The following is a 17,741-nucleotide window of genomic DNA, read 5'->3' as shown; positions in this document are numbered from 1 at the left end:
AATCCCAAAATTGATAGTGGATGGCTTTGGTTTGCTGCAGATGGCAGCTTTGCACAGAGCTGTCATACCTTGAAATTGGCAACTGATGACTTCAAGTCTGTAACGTGCTCTGCGATCTGCCTGATAGAGTCAGCATTCTGCTGAGTGCCTCGGGTGGTTTGCTGGGTGATAGATAAGATATCTTCCATATTTTTGACCACCTTGTTGGAAACACGGGTTTGTTTGCGCGTAGCTTCGGTAATTCTGATGACCAGTTGCGCCAGGCGTTTAGAGATTGTTTCGATTTCTTCCAGGGCGCTTCCTGTAGTATTGGCACGCCTTGTACCCTCAACCACACTTGCTGTACTGCGCTCCATTGCAATGATAGTGTCTTGCGCATCTCCCCGGATGTTGCGGATGAGCGTACTGATCTGTCGAGTCGCTTCGGCGGAATGCTCGGCCAGACGCTGTATTTCCTGAGCGATAACAGAAAATCCCTTGCCAGCTTCACCTGCCGTTGTTGCCTGAATGGAGGCATTCAATGCCAGGATGTTGGTTTGCTCGGTGATATCCGAAATCAGAGTAACAATTTCACCAATTTCTTGTGAACTCTCTCCTAAACGCTTAATACGTTTGGAAGTTTCCTGGATGTAGACCCGGATTTCATTCATGCCGGCCATGGCGTCCTGTACGGCATTGGCACCATTTTCTGCCGCATGCAGGGTTTGTTTGGCAACATTGGCACATTCTTCCGCTGAATCGGATACTGCTTCCAGTGATTCAGCAACTCCCAGGACAGCAACCGTTGCATCTTCAATTTTATGTGCCTGTTCCTGTGTCGCGGCCAGTAAATCTGATGAAATTTGTTCTGCCTGATGAGAGGCATCAATCACCTGAGCGCTGGCGTGATTTACCTTTTTAACCAGCTCCTGCAACGCCTCAATCGTCAAGTTGATTGAATCGGCAATTGTGCCGGTAATATTTTCGGTGACGGACATGCGGGCAGTCAGATCCCCTCCTGCCGGTATCTCCATTTCATCGAGCAGGTGCAGTATCGCCTTCTGCGTGGTTTCAACATCTTGTTCACCCTGATGGATTCGCTTGCGCAAACTGGTAGAAAACATCTGGATGAATACCAGACCACTTAAAATGGTTAATATTACAGCCAGATAAAACAGCACCGTAATGGATGTACCTTCGCTACTATTGTGCTCGATGATTGCCTGTTCAATCTGACCTACCAGTGTCGATAATCTATCACTGGCTGAAAATGTCTCATGCATTGCATGCCAGGCTCCGGTCGCTTCCGGTGTCAATTTCTGGGCAACACGCAACAAATCTTCCAGTGCATTAAACTGGATACGAATCTCAGACAACGTTTCGGAGGGAAGTTGATTGCCCAGAACGGTTGAATACAACCAGTCCCGGCCTTTTATTAAAGTCTGGATCATCCCGGTGATCTGTTCGGAATCTCCCGGTAATTGATCTGTTGTGCCAGATACCTGAAATCCGCCCTGTATCACAGAGCTGACACTACTGGTAATAAACTGAACAAGAATTTTTACAGTTTCGACCGCGACTGCCTGGCTGGATGCATGCCCTGACTGCGCCAGCTCGGCTGAAAAATCCTGCAGCTTCTTTTGCAAGCTGTTATTGACCAGATCAACCCGTTTTAAAATTTCTGCCAGATTAATTAGTACTTCCCGACTTTCCAGAATTTGGCGAGCCTGATTTTCCTTTGTACGCAATGTGTTCTGAAAGGATTTAAATAAGTCTACAGAAAGCAGTTCTGCTACGGCGGGAATAGTTTCTCGCTGATACTCTCCCCCGTATTGCAACAGGGTTGAATAATGATTCAGCTGATCGAGGTTATTGCGCAGTTGAACAAATGCCTGCTCATTTCCACGCAACGCTTCCCGGGAAATAATGACCAGATGCTGGATGCTGGTATGAATACGCCCGATAACTTCAAGTGAAGCGGTATGGTTGCGCGCTTGCTGAGTATCAACACGCAGCATAATCAAAGCAATCAACAGAAACAGAACGGATAGAGCTCCTGGGAGCCACGATCGGCGAAATATCTGCAGATATCTGGTTATAGGAAGCAGTACAGTCATATCGTTGGGGTTGTTACAACCTGTCATATGCCGGTAATAGACCTTACTCTGGTAAAACTTCTGTCAAAATCGCCCTTATTGGTATTTCAGCACATTCTGAAAAGCCAATATTATGATGACATAATTCCAGTGTAATAGGATAGTCGCTGTCTTCCAGGTACAAAAATCAGAAGAAATTTGTAAAAACCTTCTTTATCAGCGTTTTGAACCAGAATTTTTTAACGATTAAAGTTGTGAGGTGCTTCAATGATTGCGGACAAGCACCAACACCCGATACGGGGCGGTATTAGTCCAATCACATTTAAAGATACTATTGCCATGAACAGGAAGCTCGTAAACGAGGAGGAGATGCAGGCAGAAAATCAGGCAAGGAAAAACTGATAGGCAGGATTATTGCTTTCATCATCAAATTCATAACCCAGATCATCCAGGAAGTGCATAAATTCATCTTTGTCCTGTGGGAGAACTTGTATTCCGATCAGGACACGGCCGAAATCAGCGCCATGATTACGATAATGAAACAAACTGATATTCCAGCGATCACTCATTTTGTTCAGAAAATTCATGAGTGCTCCCGGACGATCTGGAAATTCAAATCGATACAGAACTTCATGACTGACTTCCCTGGAATGCCCACCCACCATGTGGCGGATATGCAGCTTCGCCATCTCGTTGTCAGTCATATCTTCTGCACGCAAATTATTTGCATGCAGGATCTGGATCAGATTCAATGCTTCTTCGCGATTACGGACTGATATACCCACAAAGACATGTGCCTTTTGAGGATCCGCATAGCGATAGTTAAATTCCGTGATGTTGCGGGCGCCCACCAGATTACAAAACTGTTTAAAGCTACCAGGCTTTTCAGGAATCGTCACTGCAAGGATTGCTTCACGCTGTTCACCCAGTTCAGCCCGTTCAGAAACGTGGCGCAGTCGGTCAAAATTCATGTTTGCTCCTGATGCGATTGCAATCAGGGTTTCGTGCAGCAAGTTATTTTGTTTCGCATACACCTTTAGCCCGGCAACCGAAAGCGCACCGGAAGGTTCTACAATGGAGCGCGTGTCCTCAAATATATCCTTGATTGCAGCACAAATGGCGTCCGAATCTACTAGCAGGATGTCATCCACCAGCTCACGACACAGCCGGAAAGTTTCCTGTCCCACCTGACGAACAGCCACACCATCCGCAAATAAACCCACTTGCGAGAGCTCAACACAATAACCTGCCTGCAGAGAACGATACATGGCATTTGAATCTGTTGGCTCAACTCCGATTATCCGGATATCCGGGCGAAGTCTTTTCACATACGCAGCAATGCCGGAAATCAACCCTCCCCCACCAATCGGGATAAAAATTGCATGGATTTTCCCGGGATGCTGACGCAAAATTTCCATAGCAATCGTACCCTGCCCGGCGATCACATCCGGATCATCGTAAGGATGAATGAATTCAACCCCCTTTTCCCTGGCAAGATTCAGCGCATATTCGTAGGCATCATTATAGGAATCCCCCTGCAGCAGTACTGCAGCACCCATCGCCATTACTGCATTGATCTTGATCTGCGGCGTGGTGGTTGGCATAACGATCGTGGCTGAGCAGCCCAGCTTTTGCGCTGCCAGTGCTACACCTTGCGCATGATTTCCCGCTGAGGCAGCGACCACGCCTTGCTGCAATACACCAGAATGCAATCTAGCCATTTTATTATAGGCACCACGCAGCTTGAAGGAAAAAACCTGCTGCATATCCTCTCTTTTGAGCAGCACACGGTTATGAATACGGGCAGATAATGATGGCGCCGGATCCAGCCGGGTTTCAACCGCAACGTCATAGACATGCGCGGTCAGTATCCTTTCAAGATAATCATTAATCATGATGGCAAGATTTTGGAGGTATCACAGTAGTAGTGAGTGAAAACCGGTAGCAAAATTTATTGCTAGTCGTATCCGGTTTCAAGAAGAATAGTGTGTGCCAGTTGTAATAAATTACGAGTCTACTGCAATCCTCGAGCGAGATCTGCCTTGATGTCTTCCGGTGACTCCAGGCCAACCGCAATACGTAACAGACCATCGCTGACGCCGGCAGCTGCGCGCGCCTCCTGGCTGATACGCCCATGCGTTGTAGTGGCAGGATGAGTCAGTGTACTTTTGGTATCGCCAAGATTGGCAGTAATCGACATGAGCTGAGCAGCATCTACAATACGCCAGGCAGCCTCTTTGCCGCCTTTTGCCTCGAATGACACAATGCTGCCACCGGTTTTCTGCTGGCGCATCGCAAGTGTATGCTGCGGATGAGACGGCAGACCCGGGTAAAACACACGTGCTACATTAGGATGTGCTTCCAGCCAGCGCGCGACTTCCAGTGCATGATCAGAGTGTGCTTTTACCCGTACACTTAATGTTTCAAGTCCTTTCAGAATAATCCAGGCATTGAATGCGCTTAGCGCCGGGCCGGCTGTTCGCAAGAAACCGAATATACCGCTATCCATCAGCAAATCACGTTTACCCAGTATTGCCCCTCCCAGGATTCTGCCCTGCCCGTCCAGATATTTTGTTGCTGAGTGAATGACCAGATCTGCACCCAGCTTCAGTGGTTGTTGCACAACCGGGGTACAAAAACTGTTGTCAACCGCTAGCCACACCCCAATCCGTTTGGCAATGTCTGCCAATGCAGCGATATCGGAGATTTCCGTGAGTGGATTGGAGGGAGTTTCCATAAAAAACAGTTTGGTGTTTGGTTTGGCTGCTGCCTGCCATTCACTCGGATCGGTTGCAGAAACAAAGGTAGTTTCGATATTGAAACGGCTGAGGATATTGTTGAACAAGCCAACAGTAGATCCAAACAGGCTGCGTGAGGCAACGATATGATCACCAGCTGAAAGTAGTCCCATGACGCAGGTCGTAATTGCTGCCATACCAGTAGCAGTTGCGATACAGGCTTCCGCCCCTTCCAGCACAGCTAGGCGTTCCTGCATGGCAGTTACTGTCGGGTTAGTAAAGCGCGAATAGATATTACCGGGTTCTTGCCCTGAGAACCGTGCAGCAGCCTGGGCTGCACTGTCAAACACAAAACTTGAAGTCAGATAGAGTGATTCTGAATGTTCGTTAAACTGACTGCGATGGACGCCGGTATGAATAGCCAGCGTTTGGAGATCTAATTCATTTGTCATGATCGTTTCTATATGGTTAATCCATTGGGAGCAGGGTTAAATCAAGTTGGGTAGTGCGCTCCCCTTGTGATAACCCGAGACTGTTACGCTGTGATTCAATTCTGTAAAGATACTCCTGAGTGACACTGCCTGTTATGTAATGCCCATCAAAACAGGAGGTTTCAAAATTCGTGATGCGCGGATTGACCTGGGCAACCGCTTGCTTAAGTGCATCCAGATTTTGATAGATCAGATAATCCGCACCAATTTCACGACATATTTCCTCATCGGTACGATCTGTTGCAATCAATTCCTGGCGAGTCGGCATATCTATACCGTATACGTTAGGGAAACGTACTGGTGGCGCTGCCGAAGCAAAGTATATTTTAAGTGCTCCCGCTTCTCGTGCCATCTGAACAATCTCTCGGCTAGTGGTGCCACGCACAATAGAATCATCAACCAGCAGTACGTTCTTGCCGCGAAATTCAATTTCGATGGCATTTAATTTCTGCCGAACCGATTTCCGGCGCTGCTGCTGCCCGGGCATAATAAACGTTCTGCCCACATAGCGATTTTTGACAAATCCTTCCCTGAAGCTGATCCCGAGGCGATTGGCAAGCTGCATGGCACTTGGACGACTGGATTCCGGAATCGGTATTACAACATCAATATCCAGGTGCCGCATGGAGGTGCTGATTTTATCTGCCAGGTTTACGCCCATATTGAGACGAGTCTCATAAACCGAGATGCTATCCAGCATTGAATCGGGACGGGCCAGATAAACATATTCAAAAATACAGGGATTCAGACTGGCGTGAGCAGCACACTGATGGCTGTAGAAATGCCCTTCCATATCAATAAAAACAGCTTCTCCAGGTGCAACATCCCGGATCAGACGAAAACCCAGTGTATCCAGCGCCACACTTTCAGAAGCAATCATGTATTCAGTACCAGCATTCGTTTCCACTGATCCGAATACCAGCGGCCTGATCCCGCATGGATCGCGAAAAGCCAGCAAACCATAACCGGCAATCATTGCAATCACTGCATAAGCACCCTGACAACGCTCGTGTACACCGGAAACTGCCGAGAAAATTTCAGCCAGATCAAGTTGGTAACCTGTCGCGCGCTCCTGCAATTCATGTGCCAGCACATTCAGCAACACTTCCGAATCAGAATGCGTGTTTACGTGGCGGCGATCTGCAAGAAACAGCTCTTGATTAAGTACATCCGCATTGGTCAGGTTGCCGTTATGCGCCAGCACAATACCAAATGGGGAATTTACATAAAAAGGCTGTGCTTCCGCAGGAGAATTTGATGACCCTGTCGTGGGATAGCGAACATGCCCGATTCCCATATACCCTGGCAGAGCACGCATATTCCGGGTGCGGAACACATCCCGTACCATACCCAACCTTTTGTGCATATGAAAACTATTACCTTGCGCGGTAACAATACCTGCAGCATCCTGGCCACGATGTTGCAGCATTAACAGGCCATCATAGAGCAACTGATTGGCGGGGGAACGGGCTACTACACCTAGAATTCCACACATAGCGAGCTCGCTGAAAAAGTGGATTAAAAAACCTGTAAAACTAGCAGTTCATATCTGTATTAATTACAAGATACGAAATTTCAATATAGTCAAGCCTGAACTTAAATTACTTGGCAAAACCAATAAGATTCCTGAAATCCTGGGGCAACCAGGGGATTACGTCAGCCGCCATTATTTCCAGGGGTTCACTCAATACCGCCTGCTGCCAGAAGGGTTGTTGTGGAAGTGGAGTAAAGCCGGCTGCTGTTATCAGAAACAATATGATCACCAATCCACGCACGATTCCGAACAGCGCGCCCAGCATTCTGTCTATCAGGCCCAGCCCTACTCCCCTCACCAGAACAGATAGCAGCCTGGATGCGAGCATTGTTACCAGAAGAACAACAAAAAACATCACACTGAAAGCTGTCAACATGCGAATGGATTCATTCACGATCCAGTCTGATAACAAGGGGGCGGCATTTATTGAATAACGACTGGCAACAAAGAAGGCAATTATCCAGGCAAGAAGGGATACGATTTCATGTACCAGTCCGCGCGTGACACTCAATAAAGCTGAGAAAGATATGATTCCGATAACAATGTAGTCGAAAATCGTCATCTGGTTGTCACTACACCACTCAATCCAATTTTTTTCAACCGTTCATGCTCTGCTTCAGCAGCTTCTCGCGTAGGAAAAGGTCCGATCCGTACACGAGTCATTTCATTACTGCCAACCTTGATTGTTTCGGTATATGCCCTTACCCCGTTTGAGACAAGATTTTGCTGTTGCTGTCTGGCTTTAGAAACATCAGAGAATGCACCCAGCTGAATGACAAATGAACCGTCTTGTATTTTTACATTATCACTTACAGGTACTTTTTCCTGAACAACGGAAGTTTTTCCTTGAATAGCTGGGGCTGATTTTGCCAACACCGGCTTCCTGGCAGGAATCGGTATTCCATCGAAACCACTATCACCCGATCCACTATTTTCAATTTTCTCGGAACGCTCAGGATCGCTGAAAGGTAATGGTTTATCCAGTTCCCGGGGAACTTCTGCCTCATCATCGGACGTTGCATTTTCCGGTGTCATCCAAGGGTAAGCTTCAGCAGTCAGCTCTTCGGAAGGTATCTGAATATCAATTTCCTGCTGTTCTTGCTGAGGTTCATCATCAAGAATCATGGGCAAGAATACTACCGACACAATAACGAGCAAGATAGCACCGATCAGGCGCTTTCTGGCACGCTTCCTCAGGGAAATCTCTTCTTCATTGACGCTGCTGGTCATTTTTTATACCTGTCTACCTTTAAGAAACCGTCCCGCCATGATTCTTCAATATCGAGCTGACGGTATGAAACGATCCAAAAACGCATATTCTATCATCACTACCGGCATGTTCACGCGCGTAAACATAGGCACTCTGTACATTCTGAAATACACGTACGCACTCCTGTTCTGCTATTCCGGCATCTCCAAGTGCCTTTAGTATTTCATTCCCTGTTGCGCCTCTTGCCACATCCAGACCTGCTATCAACCACTGATCCACATTATTCTTCAGCACCCGGATCGTGCCAGCCATATCCTTATCTTTCAGCATGCCCACGATTGCATAAGTACATCCTTTTACTGGCATAGCTTCCAGATTAGCCAGTAGTTTGCGAGTGGCTGCCGGATTATGCGCCACGTCCAGAATAATCACAGGCCTTGCTGAAATTATCTGAAATCTACCCGCCAGGGTTGCCTCAGCCAGGCCACGTCGTATGGCATTCATTGGAACAGGCAATGTTCCTTCCATAGCCTCCAGCGCTGCCAGAGCAGCACTTGCATTTTGCAGCTGGTATTCCCCTTTAAGCGCTGGCAATGACAAGTTATAGCGGCGCACTCCTTCATAGCACCATTGCAGATTATCCTGTGTATAGCCGAAGTTTTTGTTGATGCAACATAGTAAGGCTCCCGTCGCCTTCATTTTTGGAAGAAGACCGGCTGGTATATCCGGTTCAGTACAAATTGCCGGTTTATTTGGCCTGAAGATACCAATTTTTTCCTGGCCAATGGCTTCCCGAGTAGATCCAAGATAATCCATGTGATCCAGGTCGATACTGGTCAGGATGGCGCAATCCGTATCAAATACATTAACTGCATCAAGACGGCCGCCTAATCCCACTTCCAGAATGGCCACATCCACTTGCGCCCGCACAAATATCAGCATGGCGGCCAAGGTACCAAATTCAAAATAAGTCAGCGTAACCTGGACTGATTCACGTACAGATTCTATCTCAGCAAATACACCACACAAAACCTCGTCAGTAATTGCTCGCTGATCAATCCGTATTCGCTCGCCATAATGCAGTAAATGTGGTGATGTATAACAACCTACCCGGTAGGATGCACGACCAAGTATCGATTCGAGTATGGTACAAACTGAGCCTTTGCCATTTGTACCAGCAACCGTAATAACAGGAAATTTGGGCATCAATCCCAAAGCATCTCTTACTTTCTTCACCCGCTCCAGACCCATATCAATTGCCTTTGGATGAAGTTTTTCAAGATAGAGCAACCAGTCATCTAAAGTCATTGATCGGACATCCATCATCGATCCGGAAGAAATAAAGTAAAAGAGACGCTCACCATGACAGCAAGTAGTAGATTCACATTATCCCTTTTAGTTAACACCACCGTTATTCAAAAGGTAATAGCAAATTTCAGAAAAAACCAGGTTCAATCAGCTGATATAACAGGTGGTGAAACAGGAACCGGGATACGCATCAGCAATGTACACAGGTTGGCTAATCGATCACGCATTTCACGACGATCAATAATTAAATCAATGGCACCATGTTCCAGCAGAAATTCCGCTCGCTGAAAACCGGCAGGCAATGTTTGACGCACAGTCTGCTCAATAACGCGTGGACCGGCGAAACCAATCAATGCACCTGGTTCAGCAATCACAATATCGCCAATAAATGCAAAACTTGCGGACACCCCCCCCATTGTGGGGTCTGTCAGTATAGAAATAAATGGTAATTTCTCCCGACTTAACTGCTCCAGTACTGCAGTTGTCTTTGCCATCTGCATCAACGAAAACAAACCCTCCTGCATACGTGCCCCTCCACTCGCACTAAAGCAGATGAAAGGAAGATGATGTGTCACACAGGCTTTCACGGCACGTACAAAGCGCTCACCAACTACGGAACCCATCGATCCGCCCATAAAACCAAACTCAAAAACAGCAGCAACAACCGGGATCGACTTAATACTGCCTCGCATGACCACCAGTGAATCAGTCTCATTGGTAACTTCATGCGCATCACTCAATCTGTCCGTATATCGCTTGCTGTCACGAAATTTCAAAGGATCTTGTGGAAGGACATCCATGCCAAGTTCGTGGCGCTCTTGTGGATCCAGTAAAAACTCAAGACGCTTGCGCGCAGAAATACGATTATGGTGACCACATTTGGGGCAAACATTCAGGTTTTTGGCCAGATCCGTGCAGTAAAGAACAGCTTCGCAACTTGCACATTTGCTCCACAAGCCTTCCGGGACAGCTTTTTTTTCGCCGTTTTCCTTACGCTTGATTTTAGGGGGAATGATACTTTCAAACCAGCTCATATCACTACCCTATGTCAGAAGAGTGATTGGATCTAGCATCAATTGCATGTCGCAACGATTCTACCAGAGCACCTACATTTGCCAGCAAATCAGCTGCCTGGGAGTGTTCAATTTCCTCCACAATACGGCTACCTATAACTACAGCATCCGCCCGCTCAGCTATGCTCCTGGCTGTCTGTTCGTCTCGTATGCCAAAACCCACCCCGATCGGAATCCTGATATGCGCACGAAGCTGAGACAATTTACTGCTGACATCCTGCAGATCAAGGTGTGAAGCACCCGTTACACCTTTTAGAGAAACATAATAAACATATCCTTTTGCAAGTTCTGCAACATGCTTGACACGTGATTCCGGGGTTGTAGGTGATAGTAAAAAAATTGGATCGATGCCCTGATCTTTCAGGTGTCGCACCCATTCAGCGCTCTCCTCTGGTGGATAATCAACTACCAGGACGCCATCTACCCCGGAACGGCTTGCTTCTTCCACAAAGCGTTTATACCCCATGGCCTCAATTGGATTGGCATAACCCATCAGGACAACCGGTGTGCTTTGGTTCATTTTTCTGAATTGTGCCACCATAGCAAGTACATCTTTCAGGCTGATATGGTGTTTGAGTGCGCGCTCCGAGGAACGCTGTATGGTAGGCCCATCGGCCATGGGATCAGAAAAAGGTACTCCAAGCTCAATCAAATCAACCCCGGATCGTGTCAGCTGGTGCATCAGCGCCACTGTTGTGGCTGAGTCAGGGTCACCTGCCGTGATAAAAGGAATAAGTGCAGCTTTATCTTGTGACTTGAGCCGGGAAAAAACAGATTCAATACGATTCATTTAACAGATAATCCGAAAAATCAAAATATAATGAGATCTATCAGACATTCGGTTAAAGCGAAATACCTGATTGCTGTGCCACTGTTGCCATATCCTTGTCCCCGCGACCTGACAGGTTCACCAGGAGGAGCTGATCTTTTCTCAGTGTTGGCGCAAGTTTGGCTGCATAAGCCAGAGCGTGGCTGGATTCCAAAGCCGGCATGATCCCTTCGAAGCGACATAAAGCATGAAATGCAGCCAAAGCCTCACCATCTGTTATAGCGACATATTCGGCACGACCGCAGTCCTTAAGCCATGCATGCTCCGGTCCTACTCCCGGGTAATCCAGGCCAGCAGAAATTGAATGTGTTTCGATGATCTGGCCATTTTCATCCTGAATCAGATAGGTACGATTACCATGTAAAACACCCGGCCTGCCCGTTACCAGGGTGGCAGCATGTTTCTGCGTATCGATTCCCTTGCCCGCGGCTTCTACACCAATCATTCGAACGTTTTCTTCCCCAATATAAGGATAAAACAGGCCAATGGCATTTGAACCGCCGCCTACACATGCAATCAGAGCATCTGGTTGTCTACCATATTCTTCCTGCATCTGTTGCCTGGCTTCATTCCCGATTACCGCCTGAAAATCCCTGACCATCATCGGATAAGGATGCGGTCCCGCAACAGTACCAATAATATAGTAGGTGTTACCAACATTGGTCACCCAGTCACGCATGGCTTCATTCAATGCATCTTTAAGTGTGCGCGAACCTGAATCAACCGGTATGACTGTGGCCCCAAGCAACTTCATACGATAAACATTGGTTGCCTGTCGCTTGACATCCTCGGAACCCATGTACACGACACATTCCATACCATAGCGGGCGGCCACAGTGGCACTGGCTACTCCATGCTGACCGGCACCCGTTTCAGCGATGATACGACTTTTCCCCATACGCCTTGCAAGCAACGCCTGGCCAACCGTATTGTTAATTTTATGTGCACCTGTATGGTTAAGATCTTCACGCTTCAGTAGAATCTGTGCACCACCCAGATGATCCGACCAACGTCTGGCATGATAAATGGGACTGGGGCGGCCAACATAATGTTTAAGCTCACGAAAGAATTCCGTTTGAAATTCGGCATCACCACGATAATACTCATATTGCTTACAAAGCTCATCCAAGGCTGAAATCAGGGTTTCAGCCACGAACGTACCACCGTACGGACCAAAATGGCCACGTTTATCGGGAAGATCATACATTTTCACAAGATCTTACTCCTTGCATGAAAACAGAAATTTTGTCTGCGTCTTTTATGCCATTAGCAATTTCAACCCCGCTTGAAACGTCAATTGCCAATGGACGAGTCTGTTCAATTGCATCGACAACATTGTCTGAATGAAGACCCCCTGAGAGTATCCAGGGTAACGACAACCCCGAGGGAATCAGCTTCCAGTCGAATATGTGACCTGTTCCACCGGGTTTTCCCTCAGCATAAGCATCTAGTAGCAGTCCTTTGGATCCTTCATAACACTGCGCGTATTGTAACAAATCCAATCCGTCCCGGACACGAACAGCCTTGATATACGGCAAATGAAACTGACTGCAGAAATCCGGCGATTCATCACCATGAAACTGCAAAAGATCAAGTCCAGCTGCTGCACTGGCCACTTCTACCCAGGATTTATCAGGGTTTACAAATACCCCTACAGCCTGCACAAATGGAGGCAGGTATCTCACAATCTGACCAGCTTCCTCTGGTGAAATATATCGTTCACTCTGAGGCCATAAAATAAAGCCGATAGCATCCACCCCATGGTGTACAGCCGTCATTGCATCTTCTAACCGGGTAATGCCGCATATTTTTACACGAATACGCACCAGATCTCCTTTTAACGCAAACCAGCCCAATTCTGTGAATATTTAAAGCTTGCAATCATATTTATAACATTCTCTGGCCGGATTACGTTAAAAGTAGGCAAATTCCATCTGGCATCGTATCGAACGCCAGCCAGATACAATCCATCCGGTGAAAATGTTGGTGCAGCAAGTGTGCGGTCACGCTTCCCCAGAAGTATCTGTATCCATTCAGGGGGATACTTTCCCTGGCCAATATAAATCAATGCCCCAAGAATATTTCGAACCATATGATGCAGGAACGCATTAGCACAAAATTCAAAAACAAAAAATTGTTCACTTTGACTAATATCCAGCCTGACAAGCTTTCGTATCGCATTTTTTGCCTGACATTCTGCTGAGCGAAATGCACTGAAATCATGCTCACCAATCAGGAATCTTGCTGCCGTCTGCATTTTTTCGAGATCAAGCGAATAGTGGGTCCATCCTGTTTTTCCCTGGAAAATTCCAGGGCGGGCAGGCCGACTCAACAGATAATACAGATAAGTACGTTCGGTTGCGCTGAATCGGGCATGAAAATCATCATTAACTTCCGAAGCCCACAATACTGAAATATCATCCGGCAGTAGTGCATTAGCTCCTCTTACCCAAGCTGTTAAAGGGCGGATGACATGCGTTTCAAAATGTACGACCTGACACAATGCATGCACACCTGCATCTGTTCGTCCTGCCGCAACAACTTGTATCTGACTGCTTGCTATGCGCGATAAAGCGCTTTCCAGCCGGGATTGAACAGAAATGCGATCAGGTTGCTTTTGCCAGCCACAATAGCCACGGCCATCATATTCCAGAATCAGGACGATCTTCACAGATCTTCATAAAGGAATACTTTATCCTTCATGAATAATTTCACAACAAATATGGGAATACAAGAAAGCACTCAATCAGGATAGCTTCCGGTAGGCTATATCCGTATCTGGCTTCAGCTGATTTTGTCCAGCATCAAACGGGCGGCAGATTGTTGTTCGTGATCACCCTCACGCAACACTTCTTCCAGAATATCTCTGGCACCTTCGTTATCATCCATTTCGAGATAGGCTCTGGCCAGATCAAGCTTGGTTGCGACTTCCCGCCATTGCATATCTGTACCAACTTCAGAGCTTTCATTGACGGCTTGCGGCTTCTCACCAGGCTCATCTCCAAGATCAAGATCAATATTTGCCAGCCTGGAATTTAATTCCGGCAACTCATCCATCATCTGAGAATCTTTGGTGGATTCCTTTTCTTCAGATAATTTCAGATCAAAATCAATTTGATGTTCCGCATCATGGGATGATGCACGCACTTCACTATGATCTTGTGCCTGCACAAGATCAGATTTTTCTTCCAGGGCATCGTCGTAAGATGTAAAAATCCATTGCTTACTTGTCTCGTCTTCTTTACGTTCAACATCTTCTTCGGCACCAATAAGAGCCCCCTTCTGGCATTCAGCCGGATCAGGTTCTATCGTGCTGGTTTTAATCTCATTATCCAGCTCATTCGATTCATCGAGCGTTGTTTCATTTTCCGCATAAGTCTGACTGACAGAATCCGCAGTGAAGAAAAGAGGTTTGGTTGCTTTTTCATCCTGTTTACCACCGAAGAACAAATCAAGATCGACATCGGCCTGATTGCCAGCAGTATCAGTCAAATTGAAATCACCCGATTCTGATGTACTGACCGTACGCTGAATCAATTCTTCGTCCGGTTTTTCTATATGTTCATCAACAGATGTGATCTTGGCCATCCCCGAAGACATCGATTTATCGTCCTTCTCGGCATAATCATATATGTCAGAGCAATCCGGGTCCCCGAATTGCTTTCTTTTTCGGAGAATTAAAGATGCGCCCAACGCAATCACCAGCAATACCCCCAATCCTGCGGCAGCCCATTTGCTGTTTTTATCTACATGTTGCAACAATGTATCCATTAAATCTGATTCACCAGATTCAGGACTGACAGGTTGAAGTGGCTTAGATAATGAAGCCGGCTTGACTGATTGAGCCGGAATAGTAATCGGAGAAGTTGAATTTTCTGAAGCTCCTGCAACAGAACCAAGAGTTTCAGCTGAGTCCCCAACGACTGCAATATCAGCCTGTTTGGCCGGAGTTGAAATTGCCTGCAGGTCAGGTATATGCTGCGTATGCTCCAGTTCAATTCCGGCTTTGCTCTCAAGAGTCGAGCCTTTCAATTCAAGTAGACGCTGCAATTTCGCAACATTCTGCTCCAAAATAGCCACTCGCTCATTTGCTTCCTGCAAGGCGCGCTCTTTCGCAATTGCATCCTCTTCCATCATGTACAAATAATTCTGGGCAGTTCTGTCTTCTGCCTTTTTAGCAAGCGGATGGTTATCGCTAAGTAACTCTCCTTTTGAGAGAATCAAAACTTCCTCGGATTTATTGGATCCGATAACAGAAGATTCTCCGGAAACAGTTGTAATTTTCCCTGTTTGAGATTGTTTTAGATCAGATTTTTCAGAAAAATTATCAGCCAGGTCTGCAATTTTTTGTCGATAATCGTTCCAGCTTTCTTTCTGTACAGCAATTTCACGAGAAGCTTCTTTAGTGGTAACAGACGAGATCTCGCTTTCATCAGGAATACGCAGAATGACACCCACTTTAAGCAAATTCATGTTTCTTTCGAGGAAAGCATCACGATTGGCACGGTACAACGCAACCAGCACTTGGTTAAGATTAACGCTGTCAGGCGATACTTGTCGCGCAATTCTACTCAGGGTATCTCCTCGAATAACCGGGCCATATATACCACCCGTCTGAGCAGGAGGGAGAGTAGTCTCAACGGATAATTGAGTCTTTCCGGGTGCAGTTGTTGCGGCAACACTTCCTGTCTTATCTCTATCGGATTGCACAACCGGCTCAGCGGATGCTGCCTTTTGTGTTTCAGCGGGGTCAAGCAGAACATTATATTCACGTAACAGATGCCCCGATGAAGAGCTAAGCTCAATGAGCAAATTGAGGAACGGCTCGTTGATTGCCTGTGATGAGCTTATACGGATATAGGGGTGCCCATCGGCTCGCTTTTCAACAGATACAGACAACGTTGCATGATAGGGGGCTAGATTGACACCAGTTTTCTGAAAAATCTTGGGCGAAGCAAGTCGGGCTGATAGCGAATCGATCTCTTTATCTGTTACAGATTCCAGAGCTATTTCTGCATTGAGAGGTTGCCCAAAATATGAGCTTACGGTCAACTTACCCAAGCCGGCAGCCTGCACCATCCAGGTAGATGCAAGCATACCAATCAAAAACACTTTGGATAAAACGCCTGGAGAAATACCTTCTGCTCTGAAATCAATTATCTTCACACAAATATCCTTCATTGTTACCCGAACTCTCTGATACAAAATATGGATGGCAATCGATATCAGAAAGCGAAGGTCATCTTGTCTATAGCAAGACGGTCCGAGATTGAGAAAAATATGAAATTCTTAGTATTCTATGCAGCCTTGTCTTCTTCGATCAGAATACGCAACATCCGGCGCAGTGGCTCTGCGGCGCCCCATAATAACTGATCTCCTACAGTAAAAACAGAAAGATATTCATTCCCCATATTCAATTTGCGTATGCGTCCGACATGTATATCCAATTTTCCGGTTACCGCCACTGGGGTAAGTTCTTTGGTAGTAGCCTCCCTTTCATTTGGGATGACTCGCACCCATTCATTGGATCCAGCAATTACTTCCTTAATTCTTTCCAGAGGAATGTCCTTTTTCAGTTTGATCGTTAGCGCCTGACTATGGCAGCGCATGGCTCCAACGCGTACACAAATTCCATCGACTGGCACCGGGTGATCAGCATGCCCGAGAATTTTATTGGTTTCAGCCTGCCCTTTCCATTCTTCCCGACTTTGTCCGTATGCCACCTCGCGATCAATCCAGGGAATAAGACTGCCTGCCAACGGAACACCAAAATTCTGAGCGGGAAATTCTTCATTACGCATTTTTTCAACAACTTTACGATCAATATCCAAAATGCTGGAAGTAGGATCATCCAGTAAATCTTTTGCAACATTGTGGGTTTCTCCCATCTGCTGCAACAGCTCGCGCATATTTTGAGCACCGGCACCCGATGCTGCCTGATAGGTCATAATGCTCGCCCACTCAACCATGTCCTGATCAAACAAGCCACCCACAGCCATTAACATCAGGCTGACCGTACAATTACCACCAATATAGTTTTTAACACCTTTGTTTAGCGCTTCATCGATAACCGAACGATTGACAGGATCAAGAATAATAACGGCATCATCATCCATCCTGAGAGCAGAAGCAGCATCAATCCAGTAACCCCGCCAGCCTGAGTCACGAAGTTTCTTAAAGACATTGTTGGTATAATCCCCCCCTTGACAGGAAATTATAATGTCCATTTCCTGCAGCGCAGCAATATCATAAGCATCTTTGAGTGGCCCTGTATTCCCGCCAATATCCGGACCTTCCCCACCTGCCTGGGAGGTTGAAAAAAATACAGGTTCAATTAATGAAAAATCATCTTCCTCGCGCATCCGTTGCATAAGCACGGAACCCACCATACCCCGCCACCCGACAAACCCGACCCGTTTCATGTAATTCACTTAGCCTTTTACAAAAAATAGTTTTAATATTGCACTGTACTCGACAGCTTGC

The 17,741-nt window shown here is 46.6% G+C and carries 14 protein-coding genes; all 14 read right to left on the bottom strand.

Annotated elements, in window-relative coordinates:
- Nucleotides 1-62: 62 nt before the first annotated feature.
- Entirely contained in the window at nt 63-2,096 is a 2,034-nt protein-coding gene (locus C8R14_RS03445; protein WP_240142182.1) for a methyl-accepting chemotaxis protein, read from the bottom strand.
- A 362-nt stretch (nt 2,097-2,458) separates the two neighbouring features.
- Nucleotides 2,459-3,970, bottom strand: coding sequence for a threonine ammonia-lyase, biosynthetic (gene ilvA / locus C8R14_RS03440; protein ID WP_011634235.1), 1,512 nt, complete (start codon nt 3,968-3,970; stop codon nt 2,459-2,461).
- A gap of 119 nt (nt 3,971-4,089) precedes the next feature.
- Nucleotides 4,090-5,265: an O-succinylhomoserine sulfhydrylase gene (locus tag C8R14_RS03435; RefSeq protein WP_011634234.1), complete on the bottom strand. Its 1,176-nt coding sequence runs from the start codon at nt 5,263-5,265 to the stop codon at nt 4,090-4,092.
- Between the two features lie 16 nt (nt 5,266-5,281).
- On the bottom strand, nt 5,282-6,799 hold the full coding sequence (purF, locus tag C8R14_RS03430; protein WP_011634233.1) for an amidophosphoribosyltransferase: 1,518 nt from the start codon (nt 6,797-6,799) through the stop codon (nt 5,282-5,284).
- A 106-nt stretch (nt 6,800-6,905) separates the two neighbouring features.
- A complete protein-coding gene (locus C8R14_RS03425; RefSeq protein WP_011634232.1) occupies nt 6,906-7,400 on the bottom strand; it encodes a CvpA family protein in 495 nt (164 codons plus the stop codon).
- Nucleotides 7,397-8,068, bottom strand: coding sequence for an SPOR domain-containing protein (locus tag C8R14_RS03420; RefSeq protein ID WP_011634231.1), 672 nt, complete (start codon nt 8,066-8,068; stop codon nt 7,397-7,399). Before C8R14_RS03420 ends, C8R14_RS03425 begins: the two co-directional genes overlap by 4 nt.
- 19 nt (nt 8,069-8,087) lie before the next feature.
- Complete coding sequence (gene folC, locus C8R14_RS03415; protein WP_011634230.1) at nt 8,088-9,374, bottom strand: bifunctional tetrahydrofolate synthase/dihydrofolate synthase; 1,287 nt, start codon at nt 9,372-9,374, stop codon at nt 8,088-8,090.
- A gap of 125 nt (nt 9,375-9,499) precedes the next feature.
- Entirely contained in the window at nt 9,500-10,390 is an 891-nt protein-coding gene (gene accD, locus C8R14_RS03410) for an acetyl-CoA carboxylase, carboxyltransferase subunit beta (protein ID WP_011634229.1), read from the bottom strand.
- 4 nt (nt 10,391-10,394) lie between these two features.
- Complete coding sequence (gene trpA / locus C8R14_RS03405; protein ID WP_011634228.1) at nt 10,395-11,219, bottom strand: tryptophan synthase subunit alpha; 825 nt, start codon at nt 11,217-11,219, stop codon at nt 10,395-10,397.
- Between the two features lie 52 nt (nt 11,220-11,271).
- Nucleotides 11,272-12,471: a tryptophan synthase subunit beta gene (gene trpB / locus C8R14_RS03400; RefSeq protein ID WP_011634227.1), complete on the bottom strand. Its 1,200-nt coding sequence runs from the start codon at nt 12,469-12,471 to the stop codon at nt 11,272-11,274.
- On the bottom strand, nt 12,458-13,084 hold the full coding sequence (locus C8R14_RS03395) for a phosphoribosylanthranilate isomerase (RefSeq protein WP_011634226.1): 627 nt from the start codon (nt 13,082-13,084) through the stop codon (nt 12,458-12,460). Before C8R14_RS03395 ends, trpB begins: the two co-directional genes overlap by 14 nt.
- A gap of 11 nt (nt 13,085-13,095) precedes the next feature.
- Nucleotides 13,096-13,929: a tRNA pseudouridine(38-40) synthase TruA gene (gene truA / locus C8R14_RS03390; protein WP_011634225.1), complete on the bottom strand. Its 834-nt coding sequence runs from the start codon at nt 13,927-13,929 to the stop codon at nt 13,096-13,098.
- A gap of 113 nt (nt 13,930-14,042) precedes the next feature.
- Nucleotides 14,043-16,424 carry a motility hub landmark protein FimV gene (locus C8R14_RS03385; RefSeq protein WP_242500225.1) on the bottom strand — a complete coding sequence of 794 codons (2,382 nt, stop codon included), beginning with the start codon at nt 16,422-16,424 and terminating at the stop codon, nt 14,043-14,045.
- 131 nt (nt 16,425-16,555) lie between these two features.
- On the bottom strand, nt 16,556-17,680 hold the full coding sequence (gene asd, locus C8R14_RS03380; RefSeq protein ID WP_011634223.1) for an aspartate-semialdehyde dehydrogenase: 1,125 nt from the start codon (nt 17,678-17,680) through the stop codon (nt 16,556-16,558).
- Between the last annotated feature and the right edge of the window lie 61 nt (nt 17,681-17,741).

This window comes from Nitrosomonas eutropha (genome assembly GCF_003201195.1).
Lineage (GTDB): Bacteria > Pseudomonadota > Gammaproteobacteria > Burkholderiales > Nitrosomonadaceae > Nitrosomonas > Nitrosomonas eutropha.
The sequence above is the reverse complement of the archived record's forward strand: the minus strand, read 5'-3'. Positions and strand labels throughout refer to the sequence as shown.

Bases quoted from the DNA above. Each gene is read 5' to 3' on its own strand.
- C8R14_RS03435 (WP_011634234.1), bottom strand. From the start codon at position 5,265: ATGACAAATGAATTAGATCTCCAAACGCTGGCTATTCATACCGGCGTC.
- C8R14_RS03425 (WP_011634232.1), bottom strand. From the start codon at position 7,400: ATGACGATTTTCGACTACATTGTTATCGGAATCATATCTTTCTCAGCT.
- ilvA (WP_011634235.1), bottom strand. From the start codon at position 3,970: ATGATTAATGATTATCTTGAAAGGATACTGACCGCGCATGTCTATGAC.
- folC (WP_011634230.1), bottom strand. From the start codon at position 9,374: ATGATGGATGTCCGATCAATGACTTTAGATGACTGGTTGCTCTATCTT.
- asd (WP_011634223.1), bottom strand. From the start codon at position 17,680: ATGAAACGGGTCGGGTTTGTCGGGTGGCGGGGTATGGTGGGTTCCGTG.
- trpA (WP_011634228.1), bottom strand. From the start codon at position 11,219: ATGAATCGTATTGAATCTGTTTTTTCCCGGCTCAAGTCACAAGATAAA.
- C8R14_RS03445 (WP_240142182.1), bottom strand. From the start codon at position 2,096: ATGACTGTACTGCTTCCTATAACCAGATATCTGCAGATATTTCGCCGA.
- accD (WP_011634229.1), bottom strand. From the start codon at position 10,390: ATGAGCTGGTTTGAAAGTATCATTCCCCCTAAAATCAAGCGTAAGGAA.
- C8R14_RS03420 (WP_011634231.1), bottom strand. From the start codon at position 8,068: ATGACCAGCAGCGTCAATGAAGAAGAGATTTCCCTGAGGAAGCGTGCC.
- purF (WP_011634233.1), bottom strand. From the start codon at position 6,799: ATGTGTGGAATTCTAGGTGTAGTAGCCCGTTCCCCCGCCAATCAGTTG.